The 15,634-nt window shown below is 71.7% G+C and carries 18 protein-coding genes; 5 read left to right on the top strand and 13 right to left on the bottom strand.

The window, feature by feature from the left end; all coding sequences use genetic code 11:
* The first annotated feature begins 114 nt into the window (after window positions 1-114).
* Together IEY87_RS12525 and ald are read left to right on the top strand one after the other, a co-directional pair.
* Window positions 115-1,497 (top strand): aspartate aminotransferase family protein, encoded by a 1,383-nt coding sequence (locus IEY87_RS12525; protein ID WP_189138724.1) that lies wholly within the window; start codon window positions 115-117, stop codon window positions 1,495-1,497.
* A gap of 61 nt (window positions 1,498-1,558) precedes the next feature.
* Entirely contained in the window at window positions 1,559-2,674 is a 1,116-nt protein-coding gene (ald, locus tag IEY87_RS12520; RefSeq protein WP_189138723.1) for an alanine dehydrogenase, read from the top strand.
* 91 nt (window positions 2,675-2,765) lie between these two features.
* Here ald and IEY87_RS12515 read toward each other — a convergent pair whose 3' ends face one another.
* The 9 genes from IEY87_RS12515 to IEY87_RS12475 form a co-directional block, all read right to left on the bottom strand.
* Window positions 2,766-4,193 carry a tetratricopeptide repeat protein gene (locus tag IEY87_RS12515; protein ID WP_189138722.1) on the bottom strand — a complete coding sequence of 476 codons (1,428 nt, stop codon included), beginning with the start codon at window positions 4,191-4,193 and terminating at the stop codon, window positions 2,766-2,768.
* Window positions 4,194-4,246: 53 nt separating this feature from the next.
* The gene (locus IEY87_RS12510; RefSeq protein ID WP_189138721.1) at window positions 4,247-5,131 is read right to left on the bottom strand and encodes an urease accessory protein UreH domain-containing protein; all 885 of its coding nucleotides are present in this window, start codon (window positions 5,129-5,131) and stop codon (window positions 4,247-4,249) included.
* Between the two features lie 164 nt (window positions 5,132-5,295).
* Window positions 5,296-5,535, bottom strand: coding sequence for an SHOCT domain-containing protein (locus IEY87_RS12505; RefSeq protein WP_189138720.1), 240 nt, complete (start codon window positions 5,533-5,535; stop codon window positions 5,296-5,298).
* Between the two features lie 220 nt (window positions 5,536-5,755).
* A complete protein-coding gene (locus tag IEY87_RS12500; protein WP_189138719.1) occupies window positions 5,756-6,223 on the bottom strand; it encodes a Clp protease N-terminal domain-containing protein in 468 nt (155 codons plus the stop codon).
* 8 nt (window positions 6,224-6,231) lie between these two features.
* The gene (locus IEY87_RS12495; protein WP_189138928.1) at window positions 6,232-6,429 is read right to left on the bottom strand and encodes a helix-turn-helix domain-containing protein; all 198 of its coding nucleotides are present in this window, start codon (window positions 6,427-6,429) and stop codon (window positions 6,232-6,234) included.
* 59 nt (window positions 6,430-6,488) lie between these two features.
* A complete protein-coding gene (locus IEY87_RS12490) occupies window positions 6,489-7,394 on the bottom strand; it encodes an LLM class flavin-dependent oxidoreductase (RefSeq protein ID WP_189138718.1) in 906 nt (301 codons plus the stop codon).
* A gap of 92 nt (window positions 7,395-7,486) precedes the next feature.
* Entirely contained in the window at window positions 7,487-7,933 is a 447-nt protein-coding gene (locus tag IEY87_RS12485; protein ID WP_189138717.1) for a MarR family winged helix-turn-helix transcriptional regulator, read from the bottom strand.
* A 120-nt stretch (window positions 7,934-8,053) separates the two neighbouring features.
* Window positions 8,054-8,701, bottom strand: a complete 648-nt coding sequence (locus IEY87_RS12480) for a response regulator transcription factor (protein ID WP_189138716.1) — start codon at window positions 8,699-8,701, stop codon at window positions 8,054-8,056.
* 72 nt (window positions 8,702-8,773) lie between these two features.
* On the bottom strand, window positions 8,774-9,889 hold the full coding sequence (locus IEY87_RS12475; protein ID WP_189138715.1) for a sensor histidine kinase: 1,116 nt from the start codon (window positions 9,887-9,889) through the stop codon (window positions 8,774-8,776).
* A 95-nt stretch (window positions 9,890-9,984) separates the two neighbouring features.
* Between IEY87_RS12475 and ggt the strand changes: the two genes are divergently transcribed.
* A complete protein-coding gene (ggt, locus tag IEY87_RS12470; protein WP_189138714.1) occupies window positions 9,985-11,745 on the top strand; it encodes a gamma-glutamyltransferase in 1,761 nt (586 codons plus the stop codon).
* An 80-nt stretch (window positions 11,746-11,825) separates the two neighbouring features.
* Here ggt and IEY87_RS12465 read toward each other — a convergent pair whose 3' ends face one another.
* Window positions 11,826-11,996 (bottom strand): hypothetical protein, encoded by a 171-nt coding sequence (locus IEY87_RS12465; RefSeq protein ID WP_189138713.1) that lies wholly within the window; start codon window positions 11,994-11,996, stop codon window positions 11,826-11,828.
* Between the two features lie 104 nt (window positions 11,997-12,100).
* On the opposite strand from IEY87_RS12465, the gene IEY87_RS12460 reads away from it, so the two are divergent.
* Window positions 12,101-12,880 carry an SURF1 family protein gene (locus tag IEY87_RS12460; RefSeq protein WP_189138712.1) on the top strand — a complete coding sequence of 260 codons (780 nt, stop codon included), beginning with the start codon at window positions 12,101-12,103 and terminating at the stop codon, window positions 12,878-12,880.
* A gap of 2 nt (window positions 12,881-12,882) precedes the next feature.
* The gene (locus IEY87_RS12455) at window positions 12,883-13,206 is read left to right on the top strand and encodes a DUF3817 domain-containing protein (protein ID WP_189138711.1); all 324 of its coding nucleotides are present in this window, start codon (window positions 12,883-12,885) and stop codon (window positions 13,204-13,206) included.
* A 70-nt stretch (window positions 13,207-13,276) separates the two neighbouring features.
* On the opposite strand, the gene IEY87_RS12450 is transcribed toward IEY87_RS12455, so the two are convergent.
* The 3 genes from IEY87_RS12450 to IEY87_RS12440 all read right to left on the bottom strand — a co-directional run bounded on the left by IEY87_RS12450 (window position 13,277) and on the right by IEY87_RS12440 (window position 15,566).
* Complete coding sequence (locus IEY87_RS12450; RefSeq protein ID WP_189138710.1) at window positions 13,277-13,471, bottom strand: tail-anchor membrane protein; 195 nt, start codon at window positions 13,469-13,471, stop codon at window positions 13,277-13,279.
* Window positions 13,472-13,576: 105 nt separating this feature from the next.
* On the bottom strand, window positions 13,577-14,653 hold the full coding sequence (locus IEY87_RS46980) for a protein kinase domain-containing protein (protein WP_189138709.1): 1,077 nt from the start codon (window positions 14,651-14,653) through the stop codon (window positions 13,577-13,579).
* A gap of 73 nt (window positions 14,654-14,726) precedes the next feature.
* On the bottom strand, window positions 14,727-15,566 hold the full coding sequence (locus IEY87_RS12440; protein WP_225276957.1) for an arylamine N-acetyltransferase family protein: 840 nt from the start codon (window positions 15,564-15,566) through the stop codon (window positions 14,727-14,729).
* Window positions 15,567-15,634 lie beyond the last annotated feature (68 nt).

Raw genomic sequence — 15,634 nt, 5'->3', positions numbered from 1 at the left:
CATGCCAGGGCTGCGGATCTCGGTTTTCTTGTGGAGACTCGCGACGCATTCGCTTGGCAAAGGCCAGGTGAAGATGCAGACTGTGGGGCAGGTCAGACGCAAGGGAAGATACACATGACGCAGCCGGAAAACGACGTCCTGAAGGCAGCTCAGGACAACCTGTGGTTGCACTTCACCAGGCACAGCGCCCATCGGCAGGCGGAGATCCCGACCATCGTCCGCGGCGAGGGCTCCTACATCTACGACATCCACGGCAAGCGCTACCTCGACGGCCTGGCCGGGCTGTTCGTCGTCCAGGTCGGTCACGGGCGAGCCGAGCTGGCCGAGGCCGCCGCCAAGCAGGCGCAGGAGCTCGCCTTCTTCCCCCTGTGGTCCTACGCCCACCCCAAGGCGGCCGAGCTGGCGCAGCGCCTGGCGAGCCTGGCGCCCGGTGACCTCAATCGGGTCTTCTTCACCACCGGAGGCGGCGAGGCGGTCGAATCCGCCTGGAAGCTGGCCAAGCAGTACTACAAGCTCATCGGCAAGCCGCTCAAGCACAAGGTCATCAGCCGCGAGATCGCCTACCACGGCACCCCGCAGGGCGCCCTGTCGATCACCGGCATCCCGGCGTTCAAGCAGATGTTCGAGCCGCTCGTGCCCGGCTCGATCCGGGTCCCCAACACCAACCACTACCGCGCCGAAGAGATCAGCGGCATCGCGGGCATGACCCCCGAGCAGTACGGCATCTGGGCCGCCGACCGGGTGGCCCGCGCGATCGAGATGGAGGGCCCCGACACGGTGGCCGCCGTCTTCGCCGAGCCGGTGCAGAACGCGGGCGGCTGCTTCCCGCCGCCTCCCGGCTACTGGCAGCGGCTGCGCGAGATCTGCGACACCTACGACGTGCTGCTCGTCTCCGACGAGGTCATCTGCGCCTTCGGCCGCCTCGGCACCATGTTCGGCGGTGAGAAGTTCGACTTCGTGCCGGACATCATCACCTGCGCCAAGGGCATGACCAGTGGCTACTCCCCGATCGGGGCGATGATCGCGCACGACCGGCTGTTCGAGCCGTTCAAGAGCGGCGAGGAGATGTTCGCCCACGGCTACACCTTCGGCGGCCACCCCGTCTCCGCCGCCGTGGCGCTGGCCAACCTCGACATCTTCGAGCGCGAGGACCTGCTCGGCCACGTCACCAAGAACGAGCCGGTCTTCCAGGCCACCCTCGAAAGCCTCAAGGACCTGCCGATCGTCGGCGACGTGCGCGGCTCCGGCTACTTCTGGGGCATCGAGCTGGTCAAGGACAAGGCCACCAAGGAGACGTTCACCGCCGAGGAGTCCGAGCGGCTGCTGCGCGGCTATCTGTCGCAGGCGCTGTTCGACGCCGGCCTCTACTGCCGGGCCGACGACCGCGGCGACCCCGTCATCCAGCTCGCGCCCCCGCTCATCGCCGGACCGAAGGAGTTCGACGAGATCGAGTCGATCCTCCGCACGGTGCTCACCGAGGCGTGGGCGCGGCTCTGAACACCTGTCCGGTACGGCACGCCGTACCGGACAATTTTTTTCGCCGAAAGGGAACATCGCCATGAAGATAGGCGTGCCGGCCGAGGTCAAGAACCACGAATACCGCGTCGCGGTCACCCCGGCCGGAGTACACGAACTGGTCAGTCACGGCCACGACGTCACCGTAGAACGAGGGGCGGGCCTCGGCTCGCAGATCACGGACGAGGAGTATCTCGCCGCCGGGGCGAAGATCCGCGGCAGCGCCGACGCCGTGTGGGGCGAGGCCGACCTCGTGCTCAAGGTCAAGGAGCCGATCGCCGAGGAGTACCACCGGCTGCGTGAGGGCCTGGCGCTGTTCACCTACCTCCACCTGGCCGCCTCCCGCCCGTGCACCGACGCCCTGCTCGCCGCCAGGACCACCGCCATCGCGTACGAGACCGTGCAGGTGGGCCGGTCGCTGCCGCTGCTCGCGCCGATGTCCGAGGTCGCGGGCCGGCTGGCCCCGCAGGTCGGCGCCTACAACCTGATGCGCTTCAACGGCGGTCGCGGCATCCTGCCCGGCGGCGTGCCGGGCGTCGCCCCCGCCCGGGTGGTCGTGATCGGCGGCGGCGTCTCCGGCCTGAACGCGGCGCAGATCGCGGTCGGCATGGGCGCCCAGGTCACCGTCCTCGACACCGACGTCGACCGGCTGCGCTTCATCGACGCCGTCTACCAGGGCCGCCTCACCACACTGGTCTCCACGGCGTACGCGATCGAGCAGGAGGTGCTGCGGGCCGACCTGGTGATCGGCGCGGTGCTGATCCCCGGCGCCAAGGCCCCGACGCTGGTCAGCGACGAGCTGGTGGCCCGGATGAAGCCGGGCTCCGTGCTCGTCGACATCGCCATCGACCAGGGCGGCTGCTTCGAGGGCTCGCGCCCCACCACGCACGCCGAGCCCACCTACCGGGTGCATGACTCGCTCTTCTACTGCGTGGCCAACATGCCCGGCTCGGTGCCCAACACCTCCACCTACGCGCTGACCAACGCGACCCTGCCGTACGTGATCGCACTCGCCGAACTGGGCTGGCAGCAGGCGCTGCGGCGGGACGCCGGCCTCGCGGGCGGCCTCAACACCCACGCCGGCGCCCTCACCAACGAGCCGGTAGCCCAGGCACTCCGCCTCCCCTTCACCCCGGCGGCCGACGTCCTGGCCGCCTGACGCCCTCGCGCGGCAACGGCCGCAGGCCCTACCGCGTGGGGCTTCTGCGGTGTACGGCCTCAGCGGCGTGGGGCTTCTGCGGCGTGGGGCGTCAGCGGGGGCGAGGGGTGTCCCTGCCGCCGTGTCTGGCGCTGGACGGGCCGAGGCGGCGGCGCAGCTCCCTGGCCGTGGTCAGCACGTGCCGCACCTCGCCGGGGCTCGGCCACGGGCCGCTGCCCGGCCGGAGCAGGGTGCCGCGCACCGAGGCCAGGTGCTCGACGGCGCTGGCGTGCAGCCGGCTCCGGTTCACCAGCCAGTCGATCACGTCCGCGTGGTCGTGCAGCGGCCTGGTCACCAGGTCCCAGGTGCCGAGGATCTCGGCCAGCTCCGGCACGGCCAGCGCGACGCCGCCCCGGCGGCCGGTGGCGGCCGCGGCCAGCTCGGCCCGCGCCATCAGCTCCGGCTCGGCGGGCCGGTCCCAGGTGGGCGGCGGCGGGTCGGCCAGCCACTCCTCCGCCTCGCTCCGCCGGCCCGCCGCCGACAGCAGCCCGCCCAGCTCCACGGCGGCCCCGTGGTGCCCGGCCAGCGCCGCCTGCCGGAACCAGTGCTGCCCGCCGCCCAGATCGCCGAACTCGGCGATGAGCAGCAGCCCGAAGTTGAACGCCGACTCCGCGTCCCCGCCGGCCGCGCCCCTGCCGAACCAGTGGCTCGCGCCCCGGGCGTCACCGAGCTCCACGCAGACGAACCCGGCCATCCGCTGGTCCTCCAGCCGACCGGCGCCCGCGGCCTGCTCGTACCAGGCCCGCGCGCTGCGCAGGTCGCGCCGGGACAGCGCGATGCCGCCGAGCTGGGACGCCGCACCGGGATGCTCGCTCTTGGCGGACAGCCGATAGTAGGCTTCGGCGCCCTCCGGGTCGCGGCTGGCCTGCAGGAACAGCCCCAGGCAGTACGCCGAGTCGGCGTGGCCGCTCTGCGCCGCGCACTCCCACCAGTGCACGGTCTCCTCCTCGTGCCCGCACGAGTAGGCCAGGAAGCCCGCGTCGTGCGCGGAGGAGGCGTCCCCGGCGGCGGCCGCCGCGCGATGCCACTCCCGCGCGGCCGAGGTCTCGCCGGCGTCCTCGCACATCAGCGCGAGCCTGCGGGCTCCGGCCCGCGAACCCTGCTGGGCGGCGATCTCGTACCAGCTCCTGGCCTGTTCGACGTCGCCGCGCTGCTCCAGCAGGAGCGTGGCGAGATTGACCGCGGCCTCCGCGTCGCCGGCGCCGGCGGCCCGTTCGTACCAGGCGACGGCGTTGTCCAGGCTGCCGTGCTTCTCGTGCCAGATGCCTAGGTTGTAGGCGCTGTCGAGGTTGCCGCCCGCCGCGGCCCGCTCCCACCAGTGCCGGGCCGCCGCGCGGTCGCCGCGCTGGGCGTAGAGCCGGCCGAGCCGGTGCGCGGCCTGCACGTCCCCGGCCTGCGCCGCCATCAGCAGCTCGGCCTCGTCTCCCACACGTGGCGCCGGGACGGCCGGCATCGCCACCTCACCTTCCCACCTGGCCATGGCCACAGAGTGGCATGTAATCACTCGGATGCGAACCGTAATCGCCGAGCCGTTCAGGAGAACTTGATGAACCCGGTGAACATGCCCATCCCGCAGGCGTAACGCAGCGATCCCGGCGGCTGCGCGGGCAGTCGCACGGTGGCCGGCAGGGCGACGTCCCGTCCGTCGATCACGACCGTGTCCGTGCACCCCCGGTCCACCACCTTGAACACCACCTCGACGGGCACCCCGGCGGGCGCCTCCACGGCCGCGGGCCGGTAGCCGTCATGGGTGGCCCAGATGGTGACGATCGGGCTCGGCGGCCCGCCGCGCTCCGTCGTCGCGGTGGCGGGCAACCAGCCCCCCAGGCTGATCCCCGACCCGATGGTCCACACCCCGGCCGCGATGGCGACCACGGCCGCCACCTTCGACAATCTGGTACGTGAGACGCGCCGCAGCAGATAGCCGAGCAGCGCGAGGGCCGGGGTGGTGCCGAGCACGAACCCGGCCATCACCGCCGCGCCCGCCAGCGGCGAACCACTGGAGACGGCGATCAGCTCCATGCCGATCGTCACCCCGCAGGGCACCAGGATCGTCGCCGCCCCCAGCAGCGGCGCGGCCAGGCCGGGCAACGCCCGCCCGGGTGAGTCGCAGCCGGTGCGGCGTAGCAGGCCGACCGCGAACGCGATCACCATGACGCCCGCCGCCACCAGCAGCACCGCCCGGAGCGCCGGCGGCGGCTTGACGGCCGCCCCGAGCAGGCCGAGCAGAGCGCCGACGGCGGAGTAGGAGGCGAGCCTGCCCGCGAGGAACCAGGCCAGCACGACCGGATCGCTGGTGCGGCCCGCGGCGCGGGTGGTCAGCCCCATGAGCAGGCCGCCCTGCACGGCCGTGCACGACGCGGTCCCCGCCACCAGCCCGGCCGCCAGGCCGCTGGCGAGCAGAGCTGTCGCCTGCACGGTCAGCGGGCCTGCGTCCGGCCGGGGCGGCCGCTATCGTGCCGGCCGTAGAACCTGACGATCGCCCGCATGCCTCGCCCCACTTCTCGTAAAGAGTCCTCCCCAGGAACGTATCGGCGCTCGCCGAACGCGACCAGTTACAGTTCGCTGACCCAGGGTGCCGTTTACGAGACCGCGCCCTTCAGGACCGACATCTTCTCGAAGTACTCGTCATCGCTCATCTCGCCGCGTGCGTACCTCTCGGCGAGAATCTGCTCCGCCGACGCCGTTGCCGGGGCGTGCGTACGGTCGCCCTGGCCCTTCTTCCGCCAGACCCACAGGCCGAAGGCGACGACGGCGACCCAGAACAGGCCCCAGATGAGCGGGATGACGGGCCAGAAGCCCGCGTGTGCGAAAGCGTTCATGTCTCCTCCTTGACGTACCTCCAAGGTTCGCCGCAGTGGACACGTCACGAATCGGACCCCGGGCCCGTCTCACCATCCGCCCGGGGGAGTGCTCGAAGCCTCCCGCCCTACGCCCCCGGACGTATCCTCCGAACCGGCCCCGGCCTCCAGACCTCCCGGCGGGCGCGGCTCCCTCCGGCTCGGCCCCTGGCCTCCAGGAGGGCGCGGATCCCCCTGGCTTTCAGGATTCGAGGCGAGTGCGGACGGTGGCGCGGTCGAGGCCGAGGTGGTCGATGAGGGCGGCCGCCGGGTCGGGGTGCCGCTGGTCCAGCAGCGCCCGCAGCAGGGCGGCCGGCCCGGTGCGGTCTCTGGACTTTCGGTCGGTCGCCTTGACCGCCTGGTTGATGACCGCCCGTGCGCCCGACGTCAGCGCGGTGCCCGGGATCGGCGGGTGCTTGCGCGTGCCCCCCGGCGGGGTGTCGCCGGGGTCGAGGCCGATCGCCCGCAGCGCGGCCCGGTCGAGCGAGGCCAGGGCGGCTCGCGCGGTGCGCGCGTCCACGCCCAGGGCGCGGGCCGGCGGGCCCGACGGGTCACGCAGCAGGCCCAGGAGCAGGTGCTCGGTGCCCATGCGGCGGTCGCCGCGCTGTCTCGCCTCGTCCATGGCCGCCTTGACGGCGACCGCGAACGGGCTCTTGTCCAATCCGAACATGACGAGCCTCACTTTCCGTACTTGGCGTGCACCGACTGGCGCGACATGCCGAGCGCGTCACCGATCTGCTCCCACGTCCAGCCCTGCTCCCTGGCCAGCGCGACCGAGGCCGCCTCGACCTGCTCGGCCAGCCGGTGCAGCGCGCCTACCGCGCGCAGCCCGAGGGCGGGGTCGTTGGACTTGATGCGCTCCGACAGTTCTCCCATGTCCACGCTGTCAGGCTAGATTGACAGAGCGCCGCTGTCAACCTGGCCTGACAAGGCGGCTATGTCGCGATCGCCTCGCGTACGGCCGGGACGATCTCCTGGGCCCAGCGGGCCAGCACGGTGCGGTCGAGGGTGTCCTCGCCGACGGCGAAGAGCGTGAAGCCCGACGCGCCGTGCTCCAGCACCGCCCCGGTCAGCTCCTCGATCCACTGGTCGGTGGAACCGCCGATCCAGCGGCCGTCGTGGTCGCGGGTGGCGGGCAGTGGCCGGTCGGTGATGCGGCCGGGGAAGTTGAAGACGGTGCGGATCTCGCTCGGATCGCGGTCGGCGGACGCCGCCGCCTCGTCGATGACGGGCCGCGAGGACAGGTATCGCTCGCTGAGCCAGTCCGATGCGTGGCCGGGGATCCAGCCGTCGGCCACCCGGCCGGTGGCGGCCAGGGACTTCGGGCCGACCGACCCGGTCCACACCGGCGGCGCGGCCACCGGGGCGGGCTCGATGTGGCGCACCTGGTAGTGGCCGCCCTGGTAGGTGACCGGAGCGCCGCCGCCGGACAGCAGCTTGACCAGCACGATCGCCTCCTCGAAGGCGTCCACGGCCGCGCCCGGTGACAGCGGCGGCACCCCCATGTCGGCGATGCGATCCCACCGCCCGCCCGCGCCCAGGCCGAGCACGACCCGGCCGCCCGACAGCGCCGACAGCGACGTCACCGTCCTGGCCAGCATGGGAGCGGGCCGCGTCGGCAGATTGGTGACGTTGACGAGCCCGGTGATGCGCTCGGTGCTGCCGAGGACGAAGCCGAGCGCGGCGTAGGCGTCCAGCCACCCGCCGACGTAGGGATGGTCGAACAGGGTGAAGTGGTCGAGCCCGTCGCGGTCGGCCTGCTGGGCCGTGCGCAGCAGCTCTGGTATGTCGTCGGTGCTGGGATGCGCGCCGAAACCGAAGACGACGTCACGTGGGGACAATGGTCTGCCTTTCCCTGAAGGTTCGCCAGGCGTACGCCATCGGCAAGTTCGTTTCACGAACAATATTAGTTCGTGTCGCGAACTTCAACTAGTCACAGGAAGACGGTGGGCACCTTGTTGTCCGTCACGACCCGGCCCAGCAGCGCGGCGAGCGTGTCGCGCTCCCCTGGGGCGAGCCCCGTGGCCAGCACCTCGACGCGGCGGCAGGTCTCGGCGTAGAACTCCTCGGCCAGCTTGGCGCCCCGCCTGGTGAGCGCCACCCGCACCGCGCGGGAGTCCTGCGGATCGTCCTGTCGCTGGACCAGGCCGTTGCGCTCGCTGCGGTCCACCAGGCCGGTCAGGCTCGACTTGGCCAGGCCGAGCACCGCGCCCAGCTCGCCCATGCCGTACGGCTGCGCCATCAGGACGCACAGCAACTGCCCCTGCTGTTGGGTGAGCCCGTACTCACGGGCGGAATTCACGTACACGGAATTCACCAGGAACGCGGACCGCACCAGCGCGGGCACCACTCCGATGGGCCCCTCGACATGCTCACTCATTTCCCCAGGGTAACAAATTCGCAGAACGAACTACCGGGGCTCGCCCAGGTGCGACGCTGCCGTCCGTGGCTGACAATCTCCTGGCGGGTACGGCGCCCGAAAGCCGGGTCCTTGGGGGCATCAGAGCCAGCCCGGTCGGACCAGGCCCGACTCGTAGGCGATCACCACGAGCTGGGCCCGGTCGCGGGCGTGCAGTTTCATCATCGTCCTGCTCACATGCGTCTTGGCCGTCGCCGGCGACATGAACAGCTTGGCCGCGATCTCGTCGTTCGTCATGCCGGTGCCGACCAGGCCCAGCACCTCGCGTTCGCGATCGGTGAGCTGGTTCAGGCCGTCGGCGGCCAGCGGCTCCTTGGCGCGGGAGGCGTACTCGGCGATCAGGCGGCGCGTCACGCTGGGGGAGAGCAGCGCCTCGCCGGCGGCGACCACCCGCACGGCCTGGATGAGCTCGGCCGGCTCGGTGTCCTTGACCAGGAAGCCGCTGGCGCCGCCGCGCAGGGCTTCGAAGACGTACTCGTCCAGCTCGAAGGTCGTCAGGATGATGACGCGCGGGCCCGCGGGCATCTGGCGGGTGGCGGTGAGGCCGTCGGTGCCGGGCATCCTGATGTCCATCAGCACCACGTCCGGCGCGTGCTCGCGGGACAAGCGGATCGCCTCCGCGCCGTCGGGGGCCTCGGCGACCACGGTCATGTCGGGCTGGGCGTCCAGAAGCGCCCTGAAGCCGGCCCGCACCAGCGCCTGGTCATCGGCCAGCAGCACCTTGATCACGGATTCTCCTCGGGGAAGGGCGACGGCACTTTGATCACGAGTTCTCCCCAGGGATGGGCAACGGCCGCTTGATCATGAGTTCTCCTCGGGGAGGGGGAGCAGGGCCGAGACCTCGAAGCCGGTGCCCGACGGGCCGGCGGTCAGGGTGCCGCCGAGGGCGGCGGCGCGTTCGCGCATGCCGGGGATGCCGTTGCCGCCGCCTTCCTCCGCCAGCACGGCGTGCGTGGTCGCGCCGGAGTCGGTGATCCGGACGGCCAGCTGGGTGGCGCCGTACTCCAGCCGGACCGTGACCCGCGCGCCGGGCGCGTACCGGGCGGCGTTGGTGAGCGACTCCTGCACGATCCGGTAGGCGGCGCGTTCCACCTGGCTCGGCAGCGGGCGGGAGCCGACCCGCTTGAGCGTCACGTCCAGGCCGGCCCGCTCGACCAGCTCCTCCAGGCGGTCCAGCCCGGCGGTGGGGGAGCGGGGAGCGCCTTCGCGCAGCACGTTCAGCACCGAGCGCATCTCACCGAGCACCTCCTTGGACGCGGTCTTGATGGTGGCCAGCGCGGTGCGCGCGTGCTCGGGGTTGTCGTCCAGGAGATGCAGCGCGGTCGAGGCCTGGACGTGGATGAGGGAGATGTTGTGCGCGAGCACGTCGTGCAGTTCCTGGGCCATGGTCAGCCGCTCCTCGCTGGCCTGCCGTCTCGTCTCCTCCTCGACGGCCCGCTGCTGCTGGACGCGGCGCTCGCGCAGGATCCTGGCGAGCTCGGCCACCACCATGAGGAGCAGGATGAACGCGGTGATCGCCAGGTCGTGGAAGAGCCCGGTGGCGCCGGGGCGGGACATCGCGTGGCTGTAGGCGAGGGAGACGGCCAGGGTGACCGCGGCCAGCACCCAGGCGATCCTGCGCAGCCCGTGGGTGACCAGGGAGAACAGCATGATCACCGGAGCTAGGTAGATGGGCCCGAGCGGGTACCCAAGCCACGTATACGCATATGTCGCCAATAGCGCGATAATCGTAGCCGTTACCGGATATTTCCGGCGCGCCAGAATCGCCAGGGGCCCGACGAACAGCAGCACGTAGGCCATCGCGTCGAGCGGCTCCTTGAAGGCCCGCTGCCCCCAGGAGGCGCCCTGCGACAGCACCACCTGGCCCACCGCCACGATCAACGCGAGATATGGCTCGAAACCGGGCTGCTTACGCACAAACCCCACGCTAAGTCCCGCATTTCCCCACCGCATCCTCTGAGGGTGGCAGGGGGCCCTACCGCGACGGGCGTAGCTGGGCCATGGTGGAAACCATGCGCCGAGTGATCGTTCCCGCAGTAGCAGTCCTCGTCTCGCTGGCCACCGCAGCCCCCGCGGCGGCCACACCACCTCAACAGGCAACCCCCGCGCCGGCCAGCCCGCAACAGAAGGTCCCGGTCGCCGAGGGGTACGGCGGCGCCGTCGCCACGGTCGACCTGGACGCGAGCAAGGCGGCCGTCGCCGTGCTCAAGAAGGGCGGCAACGCCATGGACGCCGCGGTCGCCGCCGGGGCGGTGCTCGGCGTGACCGAGCCGTACTCCGCCGGTCCGGGAGGCGGCGGCTTCATGGTCTACTACGACGCCAAGAAGCGTCAGGTCCACACCATCGACGGCCGGGAGACCGCTCCCCAGGCCATGACCGCCACCAGCCTGGAGGGCATCCCGTTCGCGGAGGCCGTCACCAGCGGCCTGTCGGCGGGCGTCCCGGGCACCGTCGCCCAGTGGGACCTGGCCCTGCGCACATTCGGCACGCTGTCGCTGAAGCAGGCACTGCGGCCGGCGATCGACGTGGCGGCCAAGGGCTTCGTCGTCGACCAGACCTTCTACGACCAGACCGCCCAGAACGCCGACCGCTTCAAGGACTTCACCTCCACGGCCAAGCTCTACCTCCCGAACGGCGCACCGCCGCCCGTCGGCTCCGTCTTCAGAAACCCCGAGCTCGCCGCCACCTACCGCGAGCTGGGCGAACGAGGCCCACGCTGGATGTACGGCGGGCAGCTCGGCAAGGAGGTCGTGGCCACGGTCAAGCGGCCACCGATCACCCCGGGCGCCACCCGCACCGTCAGGCCGGGCCTCCTGGAGATGCGTGACCTGGACCGGTACCGGGCGCTGCGGCGGGAGCCGACCCGCGTCGACTACCGCGGCATGAGCGTCTACGGCATGGCGCCGCCGTCGTCCGGCGGCTCGACCGTGGGCGAGGCGCTGAACATCCTGGACGCGCTGCCCGAGGTGGGCCTGCACGAATATCTGGAGGCGTCCAAGCTGGCCTTCGCCGACCGCAACGCCTACGTCGGCGACCTGCCCGGCGTGCCGCTGAAGGCGCTGCTGTCGGACGGCTTCGCCAAGGAGCGCGCCTGCCTGATCGGCGACCGGGCCATCCCGGCCCCGGCCGCGCCCGGTCAGCCCGACGGCGACTACGGCCCCTGCGCCACCCCGACCGGCAAGGGGACCCCGCCCGCGGACGAGGGCCCCGAGACCACCCACCTGGTGGTGGCCGACCGCTGGGGCAACATGGTCGCCTACAACCTGACGATCGAGTCCACCGGCGGCAACGGCATCGTGGTGCCCGGACGCGGCATGCTGCTCAACAACGAGCTCACCGACTTCACCTTCGGCCCCGCGCCCGGCGACCCGAACCTGCCCGCCCCCGGCAAGCGCCCCCGCTCCTCGATGGCGCCGACGCTGGTGTTCGACCACGGCAGGCCGGCGCTGGCGCTCGGCTCGCCCGGCGGCTCGACGATCATCACGACCGTGCTGCAGATCATGGTCAACCGGTACGAGTTCGGCATGTCACTCCCCGAGGCGCTCGCCGCCCCGAGGGCCACGCAGCGCAACACCGCGCAGACGCAGGCCGAGCAGGCCTTCCTCGACCGCTACCAGGCGGAGCTGACGGCCAGGGGGCACGAGCTGGTGCTCAACCCGGAGATCGGCGCGGCCACCGCGCTGGAGTTCGTCGACCGGGACCGGGTCCAGGCGGTCGCCGAGCCCACCAGGCGCGGCGGAGGCAGTGCGCTGGTGGTCCGGCCGAGGCGGTGATCCACTAGCGGGACCCGCCGCGGGCACGGCAACGACCCGCCACTGTCCGCGGCGGGTGGTCGGCTCTATGGGGGAAGGGCTTAGCGCATGAGGAGGAACGCGGCCACGCCGATGACGACGATCACCACGACCACCGCGCCGATCAGCAGCAGCGGCGACTTCTTGGCCTTCTGGGACTCCTGCTCGGACTGCTGCGCGAACGCGCGGAACTGCTGGGTGCTACCCGAAGGGTCGATATGCTGGTCAGACATGGGCAGCAGCCTAGCGGGATCACCTGCCGTTTTTGCGCGGTTTTGCGCGATCGGTGGGGTGGGCTGGTGACGGGACCGGTCCGGTGGGCGGATAGCTTTGACCCATGCTCAGGACGCTGTTCTCTCCGCGCCTTCTGGGGTTGCACCTGCTCACGATCGGGGTCGTGATCGCGTTCATCCTCCTCGGGCGCTGGCAGCTCGGCGTGTTCAACGACTCCGGAAAGCCGCAGTCGGTCACCGATCCCGCGCCGGTGAGCGTCACCACCCTCGCCCAGGTGGGCGCGCACCTGCACACCGTCGCCGTGGGGCGCAGGGTCACCGCCGAGGGCGTCTACGACGCCGGACGCCAGCTCCTGGTCGCCGACCGGCCGCCCGACGTGGCGGCGCCCGGCGGCAACGTCTCGCGCGGCGAGGGCTACTGGGTGCTCACCCCGCTCAAGCTCGACGACGGCACGCTGATGCCGGTCGTGCGCGGCTGGGTGGCGCGGGCCGACGACCCGGGCACCGCGGTGCCCGGCGGCCGGATCACGCTGCAGGGGCGGCTGCGGCCGCCGCAGGGCACCGACGGGGTGCAGCGGCGACCGGAGGGCGTGCCCGCCGGCCAGGTGCAGACGGTCTCGACCGGCGAGCTGATCAACCTGTGGAGCGGGCAGCAGGTGCGCAACGGCTATGTCGTCGCGCAGCCGCCCTCGGGCTCACTGACGCAGGTCAAGACGGACCCGCCGATCGTGAACGGCGAACTGACGTGGCGTAACCTCGCCTACGCCGCCAACTGGTGGATCTTCGCCGGATTCGCCGTGTTCATGTGGTTCCACTTCGTACGCGACGCCGTACGAGCGGATCGGGACCGGGACAGGTCCCCCGAGATGGTTCTGGAAGGTTAACGGTGGAATCGGCTCTCAAGCCCTTCCGGGTGCTCGCCTACGTGGTCGGCGTGATGCTGCTCATCCTCTGCGTCGCCATGGTCATGCGCTACGGCTTCGGCAGCGCGGGCCTGTCGAAGACGATTGCGCCCATTCACGGCGGCCTCTACATGCTCTACCTGGTCGCGGTGATGAACCTGGGCATGAAGGCGCGCTGGTCGTGGCCGTACATGCTGGGTGTGATGCTCGGCGGGACCGTGCCGTTCCTGTCGTTCTTCGTCGAGCGCAAGGTGCGCGAGCGGGTGGCCGGGCAGAGCGCCGCCGGACAGAGCACGGCGGAGGCCTGAGCACGGCGGAGGCCTGAGCACGGCGGAGGCCTGAGCACGGCGGAGGCCTGAGGGCCCCCGCCGCCCCGGGTCAACGGCCGATGCCGCGCCTGCGGGATCGCTTGAGCCGCTCGCGCTGCGACGGGTCGAGCATCAGGTAGCCGATCACCGGAGCGGCGACCACGCCGAGGATGACGAGCAGCGTCACGAACCCGGCCCCAAAGAAAATCAGCGAGAGCAGAACAGCGGCGCCTGCGCCGATGGCGTACTTCTGGACTGGTGACATCCTCAACTTCCTCCGACCGCGGAGCGCGCGCCCCGCCTCTCCCACATTGTGCGTCGTCCTGCCAACGAGTGGGGCGCCCGCTTTGGTTCCTGGTCACGATGTATCTCAACCGTTGTGCTCCAGCACCCCCACGAGCCGGCGGCGCAGCACGTCAGCGGCGGGACGCCGGCCGGGGTCGCCCGACAGCAGGTCGAACAGCACCGGGGCCAGCGCCCCCGCCATGCTCAGCGGCGCGCCGGGGGCGGGCGGCTGCCCCTGCACCGCCGCGAACAGCGTGGCGCCGAGCGACCACAGATCCGCCGCCGGGCTCCCGGCCCCCTCGGGCGGCGTGAAGGCGGGAAGCTGGGCCGGCGCCAGGCGGGGGACCAGCGTGGCGTGCCCCCACTCGTTGATCAGCACACTGCCCGGCTGCACCCCGCCATGATGCTCGCCGCGCGCGTGCGGCTCCACGAGCTGTTCGAGCACGGCCAGCCCGATCGCGGCCACCTCCGCGGGCGGCATCGGCCCACCGGCCGCGACCACCTGGTCGAGCGAGCGGTCCATGGCCAGCCGGCGCAGCGTCTCGGCCACCGTACGCACCGGCGGCGTGTCCGCGGGGCTCAGCATGGCCCTGATGAGCGAGCGCAGCGGCTCGGTGCCCTCGACCGGAGCCTGACCGGGCGGGCGTCCTTCGACGGCGAAGTGCAGCGTGGCGGCCAGCGACCACATGTCCGCCGGTGGCCGCATGCCCAGCGCGGGCAGCCCGAACCCGGTCAGCAGCGCCCGTCCGGTCCTGGTGAGCAGCACGTTGGCCGGATTGACCCGGCCGTGCACGATCCCCGCCGCGTGCGCGGTCTCCAGCGCCGACAGCAGGTGCACACCCACCCGCGCCGCCTGCAGGACCGGCAGCGGGCGACGGGCGAGCACGCTCTGCTCCAGCGACGATCCCGAGACGAACTCCATGACCAGCCACGCCTCGCCGGCCTCGACGGGCACGTCGAGCAGCGGCACCACGCAGGCGTGCGCCAGCCCGACGGCGCGCCGCGCCTCGGTGACCGCGAGCTCAAGCGACTCGGGCGGGACACGCAGCCTCCTGACCACGACGTCACGGTGCTCCCGCTCGTCGAAGGCCAGCAGGAGCTCACCGCCGCCCAAGGGATTGAGCAGGCGGTAACGTCCGGCGAGCTTTCCTGTCTCTCCCATAGCGAGGTGCACGATAGCGTCACGCCTCCGGACATGGCCATGGTCGGCTTCTACCAAGAACGGTCTACCCGCGTCAGCCGCCCGCCAGCCATCTCTCGTGCGCCGTATGGACCTTACGCCACAATGTGTCCCTGTCCTTGGCTCCGACGTCGTCGAGCGGCAGCCTGAAGATGTCGGCGAGGGCCGCGTAGAAGTCGTCGGCCCTGTCCAGGGTGATCGAGTCCGACCAGGTCCCGACCCGGGACAGCACCAGCCCGCGCAGGCTGTCCGCCCCCTTGGCGTCCCTGCGCTGTACGCTCAGAACCCGGACGAACCCGGACGTCGGCGACGTGCTCAGCTGCTCGTGCATGGCCGTGAAGGCCGACATGTCCGTGGGGGCGAGCCCGAAGTCCAGGCCGGCGAAGGCGCCGACCGGGTCATGGTCGAACCGCCAGCCACCGGGCGCGACCTCCGACGGGCGCAGGCCGTACCGGAAAGGGCCCTGTTCGTAGGAGCCGGCGACCAGCGGGAGCGGCTCGTGCAGGGCGTCGCCGAGCCCGACGTCGACCAGCCACGCACCGCCCGGATTGGCCTCCTCCGGCAGGCCGCGCACGGTCAGCACCAGGTGGTTGGCGGTGATGCCGGGCTCGCCGCCCCGGAGCTGGACGCCGCCCACGTGCCGGGTCACCTGATAGCCGAGAGCGGTGGCGAGCGCGGAGAACGCGCCGTTCAGGTGGTAGCAGTAGCCGCCGCGGCCGCCGACGACGCGGGCCGCCGCCTCCAGCGGGTCCACCGTGGTGGGCCGATCCAGCCAGATCTGCAGGGTCTCGTAGGCGACGCGCTCCACGTGCGCGGCGTGCAGTGCCCGGAGGGCGGCCGCGGACGGAGGGGCCTGGACGAGCCCCAGGCGTCGAAGGTAACCGGCGGTGTCCACCCGTCCAAGTCTGCACCGGATGTGCACGAATTGGGGAGTGCCGTCTGCACGGCCCGCTCCTAGGCTTT

Origin of the sequence: Nonomuraea glycinis, assembly GCF_014646515.1 — a bacterium.
Taxonomy (GTDB): domain Bacteria; phylum Actinomycetota; class Actinomycetes; order Streptosporangiales; family Streptosporangiaceae; genus Nonomuraea; species Nonomuraea glycinis.
Note: the sequence above shows the minus strand (reverse complement) of the source record. Positions and strands in the feature narration are given on the sequence as shown.